Here is a 19,003-nt window from a genome sequence, read left to right as displayed (position 1 = left end):
CATCAAGCCAGCAGCTCGATGGACCGTCCTTCCCGCGCCGAATCGCTGATCGCCTGCGCCACCTGCAAATCGCGCAGGCTGTCCTCGGGGGCGTTGCGGCCACGCGGACCGCCCCAGGCCAGATCGATGAACGCGTGGGCCTGCGACACAAACGCATCCGGCGCCTCGGCAAATTCATACATATCGATTTCATTGCCGTGCGAAACGCGCAGGCAACCGTTATCCATTTCCGTCGGCTGCAACTCCATCACGCCCTCGGTGCCGACGATGGTCAACCGCCATGCATCGCAACTGCCCGGCTTGACATAGCCGGCCAGCATCGAGCACATGACCTCGTTCGGGAACTGCAGATGCGCGACGCAGGTCTCCTCGCGCACATGATGGGCAGCGGTATGCTTGATGCGGTTGGCAAAAGCCGAAACCCGCAACGGCTCGCCCAGCATCCACCGCAAGGGGTTGATGAAGGTGTAGCTCATGTGGGTCAAGGGCATGCCCCCGCTGGCCTCCTGGTTGTAGTACCAGCTGTCCGGATTCCCATCCCACAAGGCCATCGATTGCACGGCAATCGGCCGGCCGATGCGTCCGGCATGCAGCAATTCCCTCGCCGTTTCCCACACCGCCTTGTAGCGCGCCTCAAAGCCGCACTCGACCGGCACTCCGGCCTGCCGCGCCGCATGCAGTATCGCCTCGCCGCCTTGCACGGAAGCGGACAGCGGGCCGCCGATCAGCGTAGGCAGCCCCTGCGCAATGGCCCACAACACCAGTTCGTCCTGGCCTTGATGCGGCACTTCGATCAGCAAGGCATCCGGCTCGCAGTCGAGCAGGCGGCGGTAATCGTCGTAGCAATGCGTGCAATCCAGCGCCGCGCCCATGGCCTGCGCACTGGGCAGCCGACGCGCGGCGATGCCCACGATCTGCGCCCGCCCGGTGGCGACAAACGCCCGCGAGCGGCGCCCCGCCATCATGCCGGCGCCGATGACCGCCAGACGCAGCATGCGGCTCATGTGATGCCCGCGTCCGACGGCGCCCGCAAGCGGACGGTATTGCGAAACACCGTCCAGCGCGGATCGCAGATGAACCGCACCATCAATTGCAGGCGGGAAGAAAACCCGGCCTGGCCGGCATAAAACTCGGGCGCGATGCGGCGCAGGCGGGGCAGCCGGTTCCAGGGAATATTGGGAAAGTCATGATGCTCGATGTGGTAGCCGAAATTGCACTCGAAGACATTGGCCCAGCCGGTGAAATTATTCGTCTCCTGGCCGTCGGCGACGACGAAATGCTCTTGCACCACACGCGTGCCCAGCGGATGGAAGCCGAGTGCAAAAAATATCGACAACCCCAGATACAGCAAGGCTTGCCAGCCGAGCAGCTGCACGATCAGGATATCCACCGCGAGCTGGAGCGCGGCATTGAACGCCATCCAGCCGCTCCAATAGGCTTTGGTCTCAGGGAACTTACGCGTCCTCAACGCCTGGACGATGGAAAAGAAAGCCAGCCACGCGGCCTTGCGCCACGCACTGTTGCCGACCCACACAGCCTCAGCCTCGGTCGGCACGCCGACGTCGCGCTCATAATCGCCCAGGCCGCGATGGTGCCAGAGGTGATAGCGAAAAAAAGGCACGGCGCTCCACATGACCAGCGGCAGATTGGCGCAACAGACTGCCAGATGATTGGCCGCGCGTCCGCGCAGGATCAGCAAATGGCTAGCGTCGTGAATCATCGCGAACAGGCAGGCGGCGACATAAGCGCCGGCTAGCCACGCCAGCAGCAGCATCTGCCACCACGCGGCCTGCTGCGCCAGCGACGCCAGGCCCAGCTGCAAGGCCACCAGCGCGGCCGTCAATCCCAACGACCACGGGTTGGGTCCGAACAGGCCGCGTATCTGCGGATGGGCGCGCAGCATGTCCCTGCGCCTTTGTATGTGCGGGTCACGGCGTTGCGTGACGACGAACAGCTCAGGCATTTTGAGGGTTGGCTGCGACATGGTCCGCATGCTCGATATCCACTCCGGCCAAGGTACGGCGGATGCTGATCAGGGTGAAATACGCCAGCGGCACCAGATTGGGCACCAGCAGCCAATTGCCGTTCAGGTCAGGCCGCAACAGGGCAAAGCCGCCCACCACCAGCCACAGCGCGAGGAAGGCAAAGGAAAACACCCGAAACTTTTTGACGCGCAAAGGGTGCACCACTTTGATCGGCACGCAGGTCAGCACACACAGCACGGCAACGATGGCCGCAGCCACCGTCGGCGACACCGGAAAGCGATACAGATAAAACACCGCGATATTCCAGAACGCAGGAAAGCCGACGAAGTAGCCGTCCTCGGTCTTGATGTCCAGGTTGCAGTAGTGATGCAGCGCCGTCACCAGGATGGCGGCCGCGCCGGCAATGCGCAGCGGCTCCGGCAGGATCGTCGAGTGGCACAGCACCAGCGCCGGCACGATGACGAAGGTCAGGTAGTCCACCAGCAGGTCGAGCGTGCTGCCGTCGAAGCGGGGCAGCACGGTCTTGATGCGTATCAGGCGGGCGATCGGGCCATCGACGGCATCGATCACCAGCGCCAGCAGCAGCCAGCCGAACACCACCTGCCAATCGCCTTGCTCCACCGCCAGCAGGGCCAGCAGGCCCAGCACGACGCCGCTGGCGGTGAACCCGTGCACGCACCAGGCAAACCAGCGCATGCTCACCGCTGAGCCGAGGTCAACTGCACGGTTTCCTCGATCCATGGCCGCGCATGTTCGGGCCAGAATTCCGTCGGCGCATAGGTACGCTGCTCAGGATTGAACACCCAGCCCAGATGGGTCTGGACGTCGCCGTCGCCGGAAAAAATGCCGGTGGCGTCGAGCGGATTGCCCGGGTAGTTCTGCACGAAGAGCTTTTTGCACTCGACCGGATCGGCCTCCTTGGGCCAGTGGTGCTGCGTTGGATGCTGAATGATGGTGTGCCGGTTGCTCCACAGCCCGCGCGCCAGTTCCGCATCGGTATCGCGGTCGACGTACTCCAGGCGCGGCGTCTGCACGCGCACGCCGAAGGCGCTCAGCGCAGCGGCCATGCCGAGTTCATCGCACAGATCGCCCGGCCAGTGCACATGGTCTTCGCGCGCCAGGTCGCCCAGCTTCCATTCGTCGATGATGCGTATCCAGGCGTCCAGCCAGGGGATGCAGCTCTCGTCGGCCATGACGGTGCCGGAGTTGTAGCGTATCCAGAATTTCTGTTCCGGCCAGCGGATCGACACCAGCGGCGCTTGCCATGATTCCGGAATCGGCGCCACGATGCGGCACTCGACGTCCATGTAGAGCACGGTACCGAAGTCCTCCACACCCTGTCGGATGATGCGCGGATGGTTGCACCACGCTTGCAGCAGACTGGAATAATCCTGGTCGATTTCGTACAGGTGGCTGGGGTAGCCGAACCGTTCGCAATCAGCCTGCAAATTTTTGAACATTGCCTTGTAGGGGCCGGAAGCCCAGGCGATACAGGTAAATCTGTGTGGATGGTTTTTATTCACGGTTTTTTTACGCCTCGCTAAAATTTACGTGGCACTGCTGCATCAACCGTGAGTGTAAGTAAAGTGTCAACTAAGAATCTATCGGATTGTCACATTTAACATTAGTAAGTATGCAATCTCGATAAATTAACAATTGCGTGTCATTTATACATCATCCTGGCAGCCCTTGCTCCACCAGATAGTCGATAAACGCCCGCACCTTCAGCGCCAGATGCGGGCCGGGCATGTAGACCGCGTGCACGGTGCCGGCATATGGCTCGTCGAACACCCACTCCGGCAGCACCTGCCGCACCCGCCGCTGCGCCAGCGCCGGACGCGCCGTGAAATCCGGCACCAGGCCGATACCGCCGCCCGCCTCCACCACCGCCATCAGCGCCGCGCTGTTGTTGATCGTCAGCCGCGACGGCACGCGGACGCTGGCCGTCTCGCTGCCGCGCCGCAAGCTCCAGGCGTCGCCGAAGCGCGCGTAGCCCAGGTAGCTGCACTGATGCGCCGGCAATTCCTGCGGCGATTGCGGCTCGCCGTGCTCATCCAGGTACTGCTGCGTGGCCACCAGCACATAAGTCACCGGCCCCAGCGTGCGCGCCGCCAGGCCCGGCGCCAGCTCGGTCGCGATGCGGACCGCCAGGTCCATGCCTTCTTCGATCAGGTCGATCTTGCGGTCCATCAGCTGCAATTCGACATTCACCTCGGGATAGCGCGCCAGGAAGCCCGGCAGCTTGGGCGCCAGCCACACCTGGCCCAGCACGATGGGCGCGCTGACGCGTATGGTGCCGTTCGGCCGCGCGCTGTAGCTGCCGGCCAGCGCATGCACTTCGCGCGCCGTGCTCACCATGCGCACGCAGGCCGCGTGCACCTGCTGGCCCAGCTCGGTCAGCGACAGCGAACGCGTGGTCCGGTGCAGCAGCCGTCCGCCCATGTGCGCCTCCAGCCGCGACACGTGGCGGCTGACCGCCGACGTGGTCAGCTCCAGTTGCCGCGCCGCCGCCGAAAAGCCGCCGCTGTCGACCACCTGTGCAAAGATGGCCATCTCCTTCAACATTTCCATCGCATTACTCCGCCGTTGCAGCTACATCAACAATGCTTTGCATTTTAAGCGGATTGTGTATTTTTTGTGCAGCACCGATACTCAAAGCACCACATCACGCAGAGGTCATCATGAAACAACGCATTTTGGGCAGCCAGGGTCTGACGGTATCGGCACAGGGTTTGGGCTGCATGGGCATGAGCAATACCTACGGGCCGGCCGACCAGACGGAGGCGGTCGCCACGCTGCACCGCGCGCTGGAGCTGGGCATCAACTTCTTCGACACGGCCGAGCAGTATGGCCCCTACGACAATGAAGCCCTGCTGGGCCGCGCCTTCACCGGCCGCCGCAGCGAGGTCATCCTCGCCACCAAGTTCGGCTTCGATATACGCGACGGCAAGACCGTCGGCGTGACCAGCGACCCGGCCCATATCCGCGAAAAGGTCGAAGGCTCGCTGCGCCGTTTGAACACCGATTACATCGATCTGCTGTACCAGCACCGCATCGATCCGCTGGTGCCGGTCGAGGACGTGGTGGGCGTGATGGCCGACTTGGTGCGCGAGGGCAAGGTGCGCTACCTGGGCTTGTCAGAGGCGGGCGTGGCCAATATCCGCCGCGCCCATGCGGTGCATCCGATCAGCGTGCTGCAAAGCGAGTATTCGCTGTGGGAGCGCAACCTGGAGGCCGACGTGCTGCCGGCGCTGCGCGAACTGGGCATCGGCCTGGTGGCGTTCAGCCCGCTGGGACGGGGTTTCCTGGCCGGTACCGCCAAGCGTGCGGAAGAGTATCCGCCCAGCGATTTCCGCCATCTGGATCCGCGTCTGCAAGGGGAGAACTTCGACCGCAACATGGAGGCTGCCGCCATCGTGCGCGAGCTGGCCGATCACCGTCTGGTGACGCCGGGGCAGATCGCGCTGGCCTGGGCCATGCACAAGGGCGACGATATCGTGACCATCCCCGGCACGCGCCGCCGCACTTTCCTGGAGCAGAACGTGGCCGCAGCGGAGATCACGCTGGATGAGATGGAGATGGCGGTGCTGGATAACGCGCTGAAGCAAGTGTCCGGCCTGCGCTACAGCAAGGAGCGCATGGCGATGGTGGACCGCTAGGTATCCTGTCAATTAACGGGTGAAAGAGGGACCATCCAAATGGAATCAATGGTTTTAACCACTGCATCCAAAGCGATGGAGCTAACTTTTTCGTTCCCATCCTCGAGTCCATGCCCGAGCTTGGGCAGGATCAGAAACGCACAATACTCGACACCTGCAGCCTTTGCATTGGAGCATACATGATCGTTGGGCAGGCGCACCAGATTATCCGCAGCACCATAAATGAGGCCAATAGCACCGTGGCTTTTCCCTATATTTTCCAACATCTTTGTCTTGGATGAAAACACTTGATCGTAATACGCCGCCGCCCATGCGCGCTGTATATTGATGCCTCGAAAAGTTCCATTCATAGCCGTGTCGCGAGGAAAACTGGCAAACTGTTTTTGCAAGTCCAAATAAAAATTTGAGAAATAGATCTTTCGTTGAGGGATATTTTCTCGAACAAGAACATCACCGTCAGCCATTTCTCTGGCCCAAGCGTGTTTTTGCTGCGTAATTTGTACTTGTCCGCAGCGAAATAATTCGAACATGGTGAGGCTGGTTTGATTGCATTTCTGGAATGCGGCATCAGCCAAGTCAAAATAATATTGGCGGGTAAGTTGGTATTCAAAAGTAGCCGACATGGATTCGACCGGTCCGCCGATAGTCACCATCTTTCGTGTATCGATTCTCGAAGCGCCGATCAGCGTCGCCGCATGGTAGCTTCCTTCAGACCAAGCGAGAGCAATTTGCTCAAATGTCGAGGTAGCTGGATGGCGTGACAGGGCGCGAAAAATAGTCTCGGTATCATTCGTGATCGTAGCCAATGTCACGCCGGCTCGCACCGGTTCGTCGATGCAGTGCTCCACGTACGACACCGCGCGCTCAAAAGCAGTATCGCCAGCAACGCAAGTGCGCAATTGCCGGAATCCACGCTGGCTATAAAAAGCAACGCCATATCCGGCATTCACTAACGCCGCAGTTGTCCCGCCCCTGGAATCCGGCATGAATGCGCTTTGTCCCAGTTCGCGATCAAAGTATGGGTCCGAAAGACCTCCAGTTCCGGGCACGGCAATGACCAGAGCTTTCGGTTTTCCCGATATGGGAAAGTACACCTCAACGGTAGTATTAATACCGGTATCAAGATTCACATTTATATCCAAGCGCCTCCATTGGTCATGAGCTGCATGGGCCACTCCCGCAGTGAACATCAGTAGAGAAAGCAAATATGATAAAACTATGTTTCTTAAAAATTGCATAAAAATTCCGTAGTACTTCGCTCATCATAATTTATGACGAGTAATCATACAAAAAAGCCGACCTGAACGATTTGCCAAAATTACAGCGGAATAGCACCACATCAAAACAGCGCTGGAAGGTATACGAAATCGGCAACAGGACGCTCTTGCCGATTTCGATATGAGAACGGATTACTTAAATAAGCAATTTCGTCGTTTTGTGATTAGCCGCCGTCTTCCTCCTCGGGGTGGGTGCCTTGACCAGGTTCATGACCACCACCATAACTGGGTTTCTCATCGGGACCTCCACCGCCGTTATTCACCACCACTACCACCACTACCGGTGCAGGAGGTGGAGGTGGAGGTGGAGGCGGAGGTTGGATATTCGGCACGCAAGCCGTAGTGACCGTGTAGGTTGTGGTCGTTGTACCAGGACTCAAGGTTACAGAGCCCTTAGGCACATTTCCATCCATACCAACACTGCCGCTGGCATTAGGTTTAAGTACTGCAGATGAAGACGAAGTTGTGGTAGCTACGCCATAGCCTGGCGGACACATAGTTTGATCCACACCATAGGCACCACCAGCAACAGCAGCAATGTCTTTTGCATCGAGAATACGCATTATTAAAACCAACTCCAAAGTAAAATTCAAATAAAGGTCTTGATTTCTATCCGGGACAATCTTCATCACGGGTATTTATTGCCTCGGAAAACATATCACAAACAATAACGAGTAAAGGATAAACTTCACTGGCAGTGTAAGAATAATGATTGCGCTTCCTAAACAATTGCGCAGCATTTTCAATGTTTAATTTTCAATTGTCAAATAAAAATTATTCTTTTCCTAATATCAACATTAGAACAGCATTGCATACTGCTCAGCAAAAATTATTTTCATAATATCGGAAGAACTTCAATTAATACAAAATTAATTAAAAAATACACATCAGTTGCTGTATAATAACTGTTTCTTAAACTGCATTGGTTCTGCACGATATAAAGTCGAATTTAGTGTTCTTTTGAGTCCTTTATTTAATGTCTTCTTCATCTCATCTCTCTATCTTCTTGGCACGCAGTAGCAGGTTCTTTGATTTCTATTCTCAGCTGTTGGTGACAATATCGTGAGCAATCAGTTGTTTCGAGACGAAGTAATTGAGGCTCCACGCAACCGCATCCATGGCAATGTACTATTAATTCATCCGGTTGCACATTACCTGTTCGTGCTGATGGCCATATCCTTAGCTGCCTTGTTGTGCGCTTTCGGCATAATGGGTGAATACACACGCCGTGAAAGCGTAGGCGGCGTGCTGGAACCTAGCCGTGGCGTTATCAAATTGTATGCGAGTCAAGGCGGCATGTTGCAGATTGTCAACATACAGGAAGGCCAACCCGTCAAAAAGGGCGATGTGCTGCTGGTGTTTGCCACCGAACATCAAGGAGGTAGTGGTAAAGCCATTGAAGCTGAACTTGACGCCAAGCTGCTGGGCCGCCTTGGTACACTCCATGGCGAACTGGCCGACACGCTAAAACTGCAAGGTACTGATGCCATTGCAGCTCGTGAAAACCTAGAAAGTTTGCGTAGCAATCGCGTCACCCTACACGCCGAACACGCCACTTTGCAGGAGCGTGTGCTTTCAGCGGAACAAGCTTTGGCTCGCTATGAGAGCTTGCGGCATGCGGGCTATATGCCAGAGGCGCAGGTTCAACAAAAGCGGGATGAGCTACTGGACCAGCGCTTGCGCCTAAATGATGTGCAAAAAGCTCTCAACAGCACGAATGCCGATATCGCTCGAGTCGAACGTGACCTAGCCAATGTTCCCTTACGTAATTCAGTGACCAAAGCACAGATGGCCCGGACTATTTCCGCGTATGAGTCGGATTTGAGCCGGCAAAAGAATGAGCACGAGTGGGCGGTTGTTGCCCCATGTGACGGTGTTATCGGCTCGCTCACAATTGCTCACAACCAGACTGCCGGTCCTGGCGTCCCTTTGGTAAGTATCATCCCGAGCGCCAGCGAACTGCACGCCAAGCTATATGCTCCCAGTCGCACTCTGGGCTTTATTCGGCCGGGGCAGAGTGTCAGACTCAAGGTGGATGCGTTTCCATATCAGAAATTCGGTTTTATTATGGGAAAAATAAACGCAGTAGCAGATAGTCCGGTAGCCGCTGGTGAAGCGTCTCCATCTACCCGCATTAGTACCGCTAGTATCTCGAACGAACCACTCTATTCAATCAACGTGACGCTGGACCAGCAGTCCGTGAAAGCCTATGGCACCACACAAAGACTACGCACCGGCATGCAACTTGTTGCGGATATCGAGCTAGACACCCGCGCCGTTTATGAGTGGGTATTCGAACCCCTTTTCAGTCGATAACTCCGATGACTCACCATGAATAATCAACGCGATTTAAAATTTTCGCTCAGCAAACGAGTTCCAGTAATCTTGCAAACGGAAGCGTCCGAATGCGGCTTAGCTTGTCTCGCCATGATCGCTTGCTATCACGGCTATCAGACCGACCTGCCTGAACTCCGCAAACGCTTCCCCATTACCCTCAAAGGGGCGAACCTGGAACAATTGATCCATATCGGCACTCAGTTAGGCCTGAGTGCGCGGGCACTACGTCTGGAGCTTGATGAGCTCGCTCAATTGCAAATGCCAGCTTTGCTGCATTGGGATTTAAACCATTTCGTCGTACTCGAGTCAGTCCGCGGTCCGTGGGTTGTGATCCATGATCCTGCTCATGGCGAATTGAAACTGCCACTCAAGCAAGTATCTCAACACTTCACTGGGGTAGCCGTGGAGCTGTCGACAGGGATGAATTTCCAACGTAAACGCGCACCCGCTCCGCTACAGCTGAGTCAATTAATGGGCAAGGTCGTAGGTTTAAAGCGCGGGCTTCTACAAATTCTAGGTCTGGCACTAGCACTTGAAGTGCTCGCTCTTGCTTCGCCCATGATCATGCAATGGATTACCGACGATGCCATCGTGGTCAACAACAGAGGCTTACTCAATTTACTTGGCTTAGGTCTGGTCGGCATAGGAATATCGACCACGGCAATCGGCGCCTTGCGTTCCTGGATCGGCATCTACATCAGTACGCATTTCAATCTGCAGTGGATGTCAAACATCATGGGGCACCTGCTCAAGCTGCCCGTCGAGTATTTCGAGCGACGTCATCTAGGCGATATCGTATCTCGATTTGGTGCAGTGCGCGTTATCGAACACAGTCTCACCAGTGCAGCCGTCGATGCGCTTCTCGACGGCCTGTTAGCAGTCAGTACGCTAATCATGATGCTCTTGTATAGTCCGTCGTTGACCGCAGTCAGCTGCTGCGCCGTGCTTTTATATGGAGCCATGCGCTGGGTCCGCTATGGTAGCCTGCGCCGTGCCTCGGCAGGGGTGCTTGTCAAGCAGGCTAAGGAACAGACTTTTTTTTTGGAAACCATACGCGGCGTGCGCAGCATTAAATTGTTCGGACGCGAACAAGAACGTCGTTCAGTCTGGCTCAATCTTTGCATCGATGCCATCAATGCCAACTTGGTGACGCAAAAGCTCAATTTATTTTTTAGCACAGGCTGGGGTACCCTATCGACACTGGAGCGTGCAGCAGTGCTCTGGCTAGGCGCGCAAGCGGTGCTGGATCAGTATTTCACCGTAGGCATGTTATTCGCCTTTTTAGTCTACAAAGAACAATTTTCCACACGCATCAATCAATTAATTGATCGGTTTATTGATTTCCGTATGCTTAGCCTGCACGGAGAGCGCTTGGCTGACATCGTACTCACTCAGCCAGAAGAAACGGAAAGCTATCATTCCCGTGAAATGCCTGACGATTTCACGCTCACATTCAACAAACTCAACTATCGCTACTCCCGCGACGACCCCTATATTCTAAAGGATGTAAATTTAGTGATCCGGCCTGGAGAGTGCGTAGCCATTATCGGCCCCTCCGGCTGCGGCAAAACGACATGTTTGAAGCTGATGCTGGGCATGCTAACGCCAACCAGTGGTCAAATTTTAGTTGGAGATATACCGTTCAAGCATATCGGCTTGCGAAGCTACCGTTCCGTCATCGCCACAGTTCTGCAGGACGATCATTTGTTCGCAGGTTCGTTATATGACAATATAGCTTTCCTTGACAGCAAACCGGATCAGGCTTGGATGGAGGAATGCGCCCGCGCAGCAAATATCCACGAAGAAATCAAAGCCATGGTCATGGGATACCATACTTTGGTTGGCGATATGGGGACAGTCTTATCTGGCGGACAAAAGCAACGAGTATTATTGGCTCGCGCTTTGTATCGTAAGCCGAAGATTTTATTCCTTGACGAAGCAACCAGTCACCTCGACGTGGAGAACGAAGCTCAAATTGGCGCTGCCATCGCCGCGCTGAAAATTACACGGATTATGATTGCTCATCGCCCTCAAACCATTTCGATCGCTGATCGCGTAATCAGTCTCAACAAAGGCCAGTTTATTGAACTACCAGAAAGTAACGGCATACTTGAACAAAACCTTGCAGCGTAAATATATGTTTGCCAACTGTCAAATCACGCGGATGTAGTCGCGGCGCACCAGCAAGCGGTCGCCGCAATCGAAGTGCCACCACTCGCTGTTGATGCCGACCCAGCCGGCCTGGAACATGGCGTCGCGCAGCAGCTGGCGGTTGGCGATCTGCTGCACGGTCAGCTCGCCGCGCGCCAGCATCCCGGCCTCCAGCGCCGGATGCGAGCGTTCGGACAGATCATCGAAACCGGTGCCCATGTCCAGCTCGCGCCCTTGCGCGTCGAGCAAGGTCAAGTCCAGCGCCATGCCAAAGGAGTGTATCGAACCGCGCACCGGATCGGCGATATAGCCCAGCAGCTCGGTGCCCTGCAGCGCCAGCCACAGCTGCTCCTGCACGCGTTGCGGACGCAGCGCATCGAGCACCAGCACCTTGCAATCGGGCCGCCGTTCGGCCAGCCACACCACCACCCGCTCCAGCGCCGCTGCCGCATTGTTGTGCAGCCAGCCGCAGTCCAGCGGCGAATACAGATCGCGGCCGACGAAGTTGTCCGGCGTGGCATAACGCAGGTCGACGGCGATGCCATCTATGCTGTCGAGACGCCGGAAGTCGCCATGGCCGGCAATTTCTTCACAGGTGATGGTGACAGCCATGCGACGCTCCCGGAGTCTATTCGGTCGGCAGCGTGCCAGGCGCCGGCTGCGGCTGCGGCATTACGGTCGGCGGGATCGCCATCACCGGCACCGGGCTGGTCAGCACGTCGAGGATGGCCGCCGATTCCGCGTCCGGCACGCCGTCGTACAGCGACTGGCGATACTTCGATTGGAACACCACCATCACATTGCGGGTGGCCTGGTCCAGCTCGCCCGTCTGCGGCACCGCGTAGCCGTGCTGGGCCAGCTTGCGCTGGAACCAGGCCACGTCCGGCAACTGCTGCTGGAACAGCGGCAAACGCGCCGCCACGCGGCTGGCCTCCGGCCACGCGACCAGGCCGGCGTCGGCCAGCCGCTTCCACGGGAACATCGGGCCGGGATCCTGCTTGCGCTGCGGGGCGATATCGTTGTGGCCGAGGATGTTTTCCGGCTTGATGTCGTGGCGGGCGACGATCTGCTTCAACAGCAAGATCAGCTGGTCGATCTGCGCCGGTGGGAACGGCGCGTACACGCGGCCCTGCGGCGTCTCGACAAAACCGGGATTGACGATCTCGATGCCGATCGATGCCGAATTGAGCTGGTTGTAGATCTTCCAGCTGCTCAGCCCGGCATGGTTGGCCTGGCGCGATTCGTCCACCAGCGTGTAGAAGAAGGGCTGTTCCGTGTCGGTCAGCAGATAGTGGGCGCTGACTTCCTGCTGGGTCAGGATCTTGATCGAACGCGGCAGGTCGCTGACCGTGTAGTGGATGATGATGTACTTGATGCGGTCGCTCTGGCTGCGCGCGCTCAGCGTGGTATCGATACGCGGCCCGGCGGGCGGTGCGGTGGCGCAACCGGCCAGCAGGGCGGCGGCGGTGGACAGGGCGGCAAGCGGCAGTAGCTTCATCATTAGCGGTCTCGGCAACGTTTCAATTCCGTGAGTGTAGAGCAATGCGGGCCGCAGCGTGGTGCGCCTGTGCTTCTTTTTGTCGCAGCGACAGTTCCGCCGGCAGCGCAGCGCGCATCGCCTGGGCGATCAGCGGATGCAGGCCGGCGGCCCGTCCGCTCAGCACGACGGGGCGCGGACCATAGCGACCCACCAGCGCCAGCGCGATGCGCGCCAGTTCCTGCCCCGCTTGCTCAAGGACGGCGTGCGCCACCGGATCGGCATCTGCACTGGCGGCCACGGCCAGCGCCAGGCGGCCGATCGCACCCCGGTCCTGGCCGTAGACGAACTGGCGCGACAAGGCCCAGTCGCTGCCGCCTATCTGTTCGAACACCGCGCGCGCCATCGTCGATTGCTGCCAGGCGCCGGGCTGTTCATCCTCGCGCCGCCAGATGTGGCGCAGCGCCTCGCGTGCGATCCAGAAACCGCCGCCGCCATCGTCCAGCGTGACGCCGCGTCCGCCCGCGCGGTGGAAGGCGCCGTCCGCATCGATCCAGGCGGCGATCGAGCCGGTGCCGGCGTAGACCAGATAGCCTTCGCCGGGTGCGAAGCTGTCGAGGTAGGCGATCTCCACGTCGTTGCGCAGCATGACGGCATGCGGTGCGATATGCAGCAGTTCAGCCAGCCATTGCGCCGGCAGCGTGGCCAGGCCGTCAAAGCCGGTCAGGCCCGCGCACACGCCCTGCGGCCGGCCCGCCGCCAGCACCTGCGCGGCCAGCAGCGAGAAGATGCCGCGCACCGCGTCGCGGCCGGCGGCATGGGCCATCTGCGTGGCCGACATGCCGGCCACGGCGCCCTCGGCAACGATGCGTCCGTCCCGGTCGGCCAGGGCCCAGCGGGTTTGCGTGCCGCCTGCGTCGATGCCCAGTCCCAGCTCGTCCATCATCGCTCCTCGATGGTCAGCGTATGACGCTGACGCGTTCGCTTTCATTGCCAAGGCGGTCGACCGCACTGACCACCACCGCCTGCGCCGAGCCGCCTGCCGCATCGTCCGGCAACAGCAGCACTGGACGCGAGGCCGGAGCCAGCGCGAAACGCCACTCCGAACCGTAGCGCGACCAGATCGCGTAATGTGCGACCGGCTTGCCGGCGCCGGCGGACAGCCTCAGCGCCACGCCATTGCCTTCGCGCCGCGCGGACGCGGCCGGTGCGGGCGGCAGGTCCGATCCCAGCCACGGGCTGGCCGGGGCCAGCGCCGCAGTCTGGTAAGCCTGCGCCTTCAGCTGGTCGGCGATGCCCTTGCGGTTTTCCATCAGCGCCGCGATGCTGAAGTGCAGATGGCCCTGCACGCCCGCGCGCGTGCGCGTGACGCCGATCTGCTTGACGATCTCTTCCGGCGCAAACGCCTTGGCGCTGTTGTCGATGCGGCTGGTGTACAGGCCCGGCCACACATGGCGCGCACGCGTGTTCTGCGCCAGCCAGTAGTCGAGCAGCACGTCGAAGGCTTGCGGCGCCTGCGCCACCGGCCAGTACAGCTGCGGCGCCAGGTAGTCGAGCCAGCCGTTGGCCAGCCACAGCTCGGCGTCCGCATACAGCTTGTCGTACTGGCTGAAGCCGACGATGCCGGGCGGGCGGCGATCCGGCCGGCCGATGCCGAACGGGCTGATGCCGAAGCGCACCCAGCTCTTTTCCTTGTGGATGCCGAGGTAGAGCGCCTCGATCAGCGAGTTGACGTTCTGGCGGCGCCAGCCGGCGCGGTCCAGCGTGCCGCCGCCCAGCAGATAGTGCTGCCACGACGCCTGGTCCGGGAACTCCAGCTCCTGCTTCTGGCCGACGCCGGCGTCCAGCGCCACGCCTTCCGGGCCGGCCGTGGCGGCCGATGCGTCGATAGGATAAGGGTAGAAATAGTCGTCGATGTGGACGCCGTCGATATCGTAGCGGCGCACCACGTCCAGCACCACATCCAGCGTGTGCTGCGAGGCGGCGGCTTCGCCCGGGTCCATCCACAGGTAGCGGCCGTAGGATTTGACCACTTCCGGATGCGTGCTGCCGATGTGGTTGCGCGCCAGCGGCGACTTGGCCGTCGCGTGGCGGGCGCGGTAGGGGTTGAACCACGCATGCAGCTGCAGCCCGCGCGCATGCGCCTGCTCGATCCAGAACTGCAGCGGATCCCAGGCCGTGGCCGGTGCTCGGCCTTGCTGGCCGGTCAGGAACTCGGACCACGGCTCCAGCTCGGACGGATAGATCGCATCCGCGCTCGGCCGTACTTGCAGCACGATGGCGTTCAGATTCAGCGCCTGTGCGCGGTCGAGAATGGCGAGGGCTTCGGCCTGCTGCTTGGCCATGGTCAGGTTGTTACGGCTGGGCCAATCGATATTCGCCACGGTCGACACCCAGGCGGCGCGGAATTCGCGCGGCGCCGGCGGCGGCTGGTTCATATCGAACGGCGCCGGCGGCGCCATCGGTACGGTGGCGCCAGGGGCCGCTGGACGCGGCGCGGCGCCGGCCTCCGGGCCAGGCGCGGTCGGTGTGCTGGAACAACCATCCAGCAGCACGGCCAGGGCGCCGGCCACGCCGGCGGACAAGGTCAGCCGCTTCTTTGCATTAAAAACCAAAACCATTCCCCGAATCTGTTGAGCACCGTATTGTAATGCGCCGGACGTTTATTCCTTGCCGAATTGCGGATCGATCCGCACCAGCGCCGTCATGAAGAACGCCGGCAGCGTGGCGACGCAGGCCCAGATGAAGAAATACTGGTATCCCAGCTGCTGCTGTATCCAGCCGCTGACCATGCCAGGCACCATCATGCCGAGGGCCATGAAACCGGTGCAGATCGCGTAATGCGCGGTCTTGTGCTCGCCGTCGGCCACCAGCACCATGTACAGCATGAAGGCCGAGAAGCCGAAGCCATAGCCGAACTGCTCGACCGCCAGGCAGGCGGAGATCAGCACGTTGCTGGTCGGCAGGGCGGTGGCCAGGTAGACGAACACCAGGTCCGGCACGTGCATGATGAACACCATGGGCAGCAGGCTGCGCTTGAGGCCGAAGCGGGCGATCACCACGCCGCCTGCCAAGCCGCCCAGCACCAGCGCGCACACGCCGACGGTGCCGTAGACCACGCCGAAGGTTTCCGTGCTCAGCCCGAGGCCGCCCTGCGAACGCGGATCGAGCAGGAAGGGCGCAGCCATCTTCAGCAACTGCGCCTCACCCAGGCGGTACAGCAGCAGGAAGCCGATGGTGGCCTTGATGCCGGGTTTCTGGAAGAAGCTGCGGAAGGTATAGACGAAATCCTTCCACAGCGCACCGCCGCCGGTGTGGCTGCGGTCGGTATCGGGGCGGGGCAGGATCAGCTGGTGATACGCGCTCAGCGCCAGCATCAGCGTCCCCATCGCGCCGAACACCAAGGACCAGGCCCAGGCGGGATCGCCGCTGCTGGCGGTCAGGCGGCCGGCGAGGTAGACCAGGCCGCCTTGTCCGGAGATCATCGCCAGCTTGTAGAAAGCGCTGCGCACGCCGACGAAGGCGGCCTGCTGGTGCTGGGTCGGCAGGCCGAGCATGTAGTAGCCGTCGGACGCGATATCGTGGGTGGCCGAGCTGAACGCCATCAGCCACAGCGCGGCCAGGCTCATGCGGAAGAACTCCGGCAGGTGCAGGGTCAGCGCCACACTGGCCAGCGCCGCGCCGGTCAGCAGTTGCAACAGCACGATCCAGCGCCGCTTGGTGCCGAACAGCTCGACGATAGGCGACCACAGCGGCTTGATCACCCACGGCAGGTACAGCCACGCGGTGTAAAACGCCAGGTCGGTATTGGACACACCGAGCTTCTTGTACATCACGGACGACAGCATCATCACCGCGACGTAAGGTACAGCCTGACTGAATGAAATACTGGGCACCCAGAACCAGGGGCTACGTTGTTGCGCTCGATCCATACATCCTTCGATTTTGTTCGGCAAAATTCGGACTACAATTCAGACAGCCATCGGAGATCGAGACATGTCCACACCAGCCGATACTCAAAGCAAGCCGGAAACGCTCACCATACGCATGGGTTCGGAAGAACGCAACCTCATCGAGCGCGCCGCCCGGCTCTCTGGCAAAAGTCGCGACGATTTTATCCTGGACGTCCTGCGGCGAGCCTCCGAAGATGCTTTGCTGGACCAAATCAACATCGTCGCCAGCCCCGAAGCCTACGCCGAATTCCTGGCTCGGCTGGAATCACCTCCGGCACCCAACGCCCGCCTGCTCAAGACCATGCAAACCAAGGCGCCCTGGGATAAAAAGTGATCCTCCGGCTGCCAGAGCCGCTGACCAGCCAGCATGCTATCAACCGCTTCTCCTGCGGGGTCGACAGTCTGGATGTTTGGCTCAAACGTCGCGCCATCCCAAACCAGGCCAGCGGAGCCTCGCGCACTTTTGTTGTCTGCCAAGGAAAAAGCGTCGTTGCATACTACGCGCTGGCGGCAGGCGCTATCGCTACCAGTGCGGCCGCCGGAGCTTTTCGCCGCAATATGCCGGATCCCATTCCCGTGGTGTTGATTGGCCGCCTCGCCATCGACCGGCGCCTTCAGGGCAAAAATCTGGGGCGCGCACTGGTTCGAGATGCCAGTCATCGCATACTCCAAGCCGCCGAGGCCATCGGCATCCGCGGCGTCATCACGCACGCGCTTACGCCGGCAGCCAGGTCGTTTTATGAACGGGTAGGCTTCGATGTTTCACCGCTGGACCCAATGACACTCATGATCACGCTGTCCGATTTAACCGCGACGCTTATAGTTGACTAAAGCAGCTTCCGATACACGATGAAGCCGGACTTGTCGGCGACTTTGTCGTACAGCTGCATGGCGGTGTGGTTGGTTTCGTGGGTTTGCCAGTAGACCCTCGGACTGCCGGCGGCGCGGGCTTGGGCATACACGGCCTCGATCAGCTTGCGCGCCACTCCCCGGCCTCTGGCGGATTCGGCGGTGAACAAGTCCTGCATGTAGCAGCTCAGGCCTATCTGCGTCGTGCCGCGATGGTAGAGGTAGTGGGCCAGGCCGACCAACTGCCCCTCATGCACGGCCACCAGCCCATGCACAGGCTCAGCTTCATCGAAAAAACGCGACCATGTGGTCCGGGTGATTTCTTCCGGCAGCGCGGTATCGCCGTGGCGGCCGTAGAATTGGTTGTAGCCCAGCCATAACACATGCCAGGCGTCGTAATCCTCAGGCGCGACCGCTCGTATCTCGATCATGGCTTCAGCGTCGCGCGCACATTGCCATCGGACTCATCCAGCAGGCTTTGCGCTTCTTCGATGGAGGTGTTGTTCAGCAGCGCGACAATGGCGACCTTGACCTGGAAATGGCAGCGCTCCAGCACGCCGCGCGCGATGCCGGCGTCGACGCCGGTGGCGTGCATGGTCAGCCGCACCGCCCGCTCGACCAGCTTGGCGTTGGTGGCATGCAGGTCCACCATCAGATTGCCGTAGACCTTGTTCAACCTCACCATCAACGCGCTCGACAAAGTGTTCAGCACGATCTTCTGCGCCGTGCCCGCCTTGAGCCGCGTGCTGCCCGAGATCACTTCCGCCCCGGTATCGATGGTGATGCCGATATCGGCGTCGCCCGTCAGCGGCGTGCCGACGTTGTTGGCGATGCCCACCGTTAAAGCGCCCACCGTGCGCGCCGCCTGCAACGCACCCAGCACATACGGCGTAGTGCCCGACGCCGCCACCAGCAACACCACATCGTTGTAGACCGGATAGAGCAGCCGCAAGTCAGAAGCGCCCTTGGAACGATCATCCTCCGCCCCCTCCACCGCCTCGAACATGGCGCCGAGGCCGCCGGCCAGCAGCGCAATGGCGCGCTCATGCGGCCAGGAGAAAGTGGGGAACAGCTCCACGCTGTCGAGTATGCCCAGCCGCCCGGAAGTACCAGCGCCGACATAGATCAGCCGTCCACCGGCGGCGATGCGCGGCGCCATCGCGTGCACGGCCGCGCTGATGCTCGATTCGGCGGCTTGCACCGCCTGCACGGCCTGCGCCTGGTCATCGACCAGCGCCGCCACCAATGCCTCAACCGAATATTGATCCAGCTGCGCGTGCTGCGTACTCGGCGTTTCGGTTTTTAACATGGGTAG

19 protein-coding genes are annotated in these 19,003 nt (G+C 59.9%); 5 read left to right on the top strand and 14 right to left on the bottom strand.

What is annotated here, in order from left to right:
* Positions 1–2: 2 nt before the first annotated feature.
* The 5 genes from GEV01_RS24675 to GEV01_RS24655 form a co-directional block, all read right to left on the bottom strand.
* The gene (locus tag GEV01_RS24675; protein WP_152808127.1) at positions 3–1,004 is read right to left on the bottom strand and encodes a Gfo/Idh/MocA family protein; all 1,002 of its coding nucleotides are present in this window, start codon (positions 1,002–1,004) and stop codon (positions 3–5) included.
* Positions 1,001–1,963 (bottom strand): fatty acid desaturase, encoded by a 963-nt coding sequence (locus tag GEV01_RS30970; RefSeq protein ID WP_268878374.1) that lies wholly within the window; start codon positions 1,961–1,963, stop codon positions 1,001–1,003. The genes GEV01_RS24675 and GEV01_RS30970 overlap by 4 nt, the downstream gene beginning before the upstream one ends.
* The gene (locus GEV01_RS24665) at positions 1,956–2,681 is read right to left on the bottom strand and encodes a CDP-alcohol phosphatidyltransferase family protein (RefSeq protein ID WP_152808124.1); all 726 of its coding nucleotides are present in this window, start codon (positions 2,679–2,681) and stop codon (positions 1,956–1,958) included. The genes GEV01_RS30970 and GEV01_RS24665 overlap by 8 nt, the downstream gene beginning before the upstream one ends.
* Before the next feature lie 2 nt (positions 2,682–2,683).
* Positions 2,684–3,445 carry a hypothetical protein gene (locus GEV01_RS24660; RefSeq protein ID WP_152808122.1) on the bottom strand — a complete coding sequence of 254 codons (762 nt, stop codon included), beginning with the start codon at positions 3,443–3,445 and terminating at the stop codon, positions 2,684–2,686.
* A gap of 214 nt (positions 3,446–3,659) precedes the next feature.
* Positions 3,660–4,556, bottom strand: a complete 897-nt coding sequence (locus tag GEV01_RS24655; RefSeq protein WP_152808120.1) for a LysR family transcriptional regulator — start codon at positions 4,554–4,556, stop codon at positions 3,660–3,662.
* 110 nt (positions 4,557–4,666) lie between these two features.
* On the opposite strand from GEV01_RS24655, the gene GEV01_RS24650 reads away from it, so the two are divergent.
* Complete coding sequence (locus GEV01_RS24650; protein ID WP_152808118.1) at positions 4,667–5,644, top strand: aldo/keto reductase; 978 nt, start codon at positions 4,667–4,669, stop codon at positions 5,642–5,644.
* Between the two features lie 8 nt (positions 5,645–5,652).
* Here the strand turns inward: GEV01_RS24650 and GEV01_RS24645 are convergent, their stop codons facing one another.
* Entirely contained in the window at positions 5,653–6,774 is a 1,122-nt protein-coding gene (locus tag GEV01_RS24645; RefSeq protein WP_152808116.1) for a hypothetical protein, read from the bottom strand.
* A gap of 311 nt (positions 6,775–7,085) precedes the next feature.
* Positions 7,086–7,553, bottom strand: a complete 468-nt coding sequence (locus tag GEV01_RS24640; protein ID WP_152808114.1) for a hypothetical protein — start codon at positions 7,551–7,553, stop codon at positions 7,086–7,088.
* A 430-nt stretch (positions 7,554–7,983) separates the two neighbouring features.
* Between GEV01_RS24640 and GEV01_RS31450 the strand changes: the two genes are divergently transcribed.
* The gene (locus GEV01_RS31450) at positions 7,984–9,237 is read left to right on the top strand and encodes an HlyD family secretion protein (RefSeq protein WP_152808112.1); all 1,254 of its coding nucleotides are present in this window, start codon (positions 7,984–7,986) and stop codon (positions 9,235–9,237) included.
* A gap of 15 nt (positions 9,238–9,252) precedes the next feature.
* Complete coding sequence (locus GEV01_RS24630; RefSeq protein ID WP_152808110.1) at positions 9,253–11,391, top strand: peptidase domain-containing ABC transporter; 2,139 nt, start codon at positions 9,253–9,255, stop codon at positions 11,389–11,391.
* 18 nt (positions 11,392–11,409) lie between these two features.
* On the opposite strand, the gene GEV01_RS24625 is transcribed toward GEV01_RS24630, so the two are convergent.
* From GEV01_RS24625 to GEV01_RS24605, 5 genes are read right to left on the bottom strand one after another with little or no spacing between them, the layout of a single operon-like run.
* The gene (locus GEV01_RS24625; RefSeq protein ID WP_152808108.1) at positions 11,410–12,021 is read right to left on the bottom strand and encodes a M15 family metallopeptidase; all 612 of its coding nucleotides are present in this window, start codon (positions 12,019–12,021) and stop codon (positions 11,410–11,412) included.
* Positions 12,022–12,037: 16 nt separating this feature from the next.
* Positions 12,038–12,907, bottom strand: a complete 870-nt coding sequence (locus GEV01_RS24620) for an N-acetylmuramoyl-L-alanine amidase (protein ID WP_152808341.1) — start codon at positions 12,905–12,907, stop codon at positions 12,038–12,040.
* 22 nt (positions 12,908–12,929) lie between these two features.
* Complete coding sequence (locus GEV01_RS24615) at positions 12,930–13,829, bottom strand: N-acetylglucosamine kinase (protein ID WP_152808106.1); 900 nt, start codon at positions 13,827–13,829, stop codon at positions 12,930–12,932.
* Positions 13,830–13,845: 16 nt separating this feature from the next.
* Complete coding sequence (locus tag GEV01_RS24610) at positions 13,846–15,507, bottom strand: glycoside hydrolase family 10 protein (protein WP_152808104.1); 1,662 nt, start codon at positions 15,505–15,507, stop codon at positions 13,846–13,848.
* Between the two features lie 42 nt (positions 15,508–15,549).
* Entirely contained in the window at positions 15,550–16,737 is a 1,188-nt protein-coding gene (locus tag GEV01_RS24605) for an MFS transporter (protein ID WP_235914560.1), read from the bottom strand.
* Positions 16,738–16,882: 145 nt separating this feature from the next.
* Between GEV01_RS24605 and GEV01_RS24600 the strand changes: the two genes are divergently transcribed.
* Together GEV01_RS24600 and GEV01_RS24595 are read left to right on the top strand one after the other, a co-directional pair.
* Complete coding sequence (locus GEV01_RS24600; protein WP_152808101.1) at positions 16,883–17,173, top strand: type II toxin-antitoxin system TacA family antitoxin; 291 nt, start codon at positions 16,883–16,885, stop codon at positions 17,171–17,173.
* Positions 17,170–17,670, top strand: a complete 501-nt coding sequence (locus tag GEV01_RS24595) for a GNAT family N-acetyltransferase (RefSeq protein ID WP_328595614.1) — start codon at positions 17,170–17,172, stop codon at positions 17,668–17,670. Before GEV01_RS24600 ends, GEV01_RS24595 begins: the two co-directional genes overlap by 4 nt.
* Here the strand turns inward: GEV01_RS24595 and GEV01_RS24590 are convergent.
* Complete coding sequence (locus GEV01_RS24590) at positions 17,667–18,119, bottom strand: GNAT family N-acetyltransferase (RefSeq protein WP_152808099.1); 453 nt, start codon at positions 18,117–18,119, stop codon at positions 17,667–17,669. The two genes, GEV01_RS24595 and GEV01_RS24590, sit on opposite strands and share 4 nt — an antisense overlap.
* Positions 18,116–18,997: an N-acetylmuramic acid 6-phosphate etherase gene (locus tag GEV01_RS24585; protein WP_152808097.1), complete on the bottom strand. Its 882-nt coding sequence runs from the start codon at positions 18,995–18,997 to the stop codon at positions 18,116–18,118. Before GEV01_RS24585 ends, GEV01_RS24590 begins: the two co-directional genes overlap by 4 nt.
* Positions 18,998–19,003 lie beyond the last annotated feature (6 nt).

This window comes from Rugamonas rivuli (assembly GCF_009380165.1).
GTDB lineage: Bacteria > Pseudomonadota > Gammaproteobacteria > Burkholderiales > Burkholderiaceae_D > Rugamonas > Rugamonas rivuli.
The sequence above is the reverse complement of the archived record's forward strand: the minus strand, read 5'-3'. Positions and strand labels throughout refer to the sequence as shown.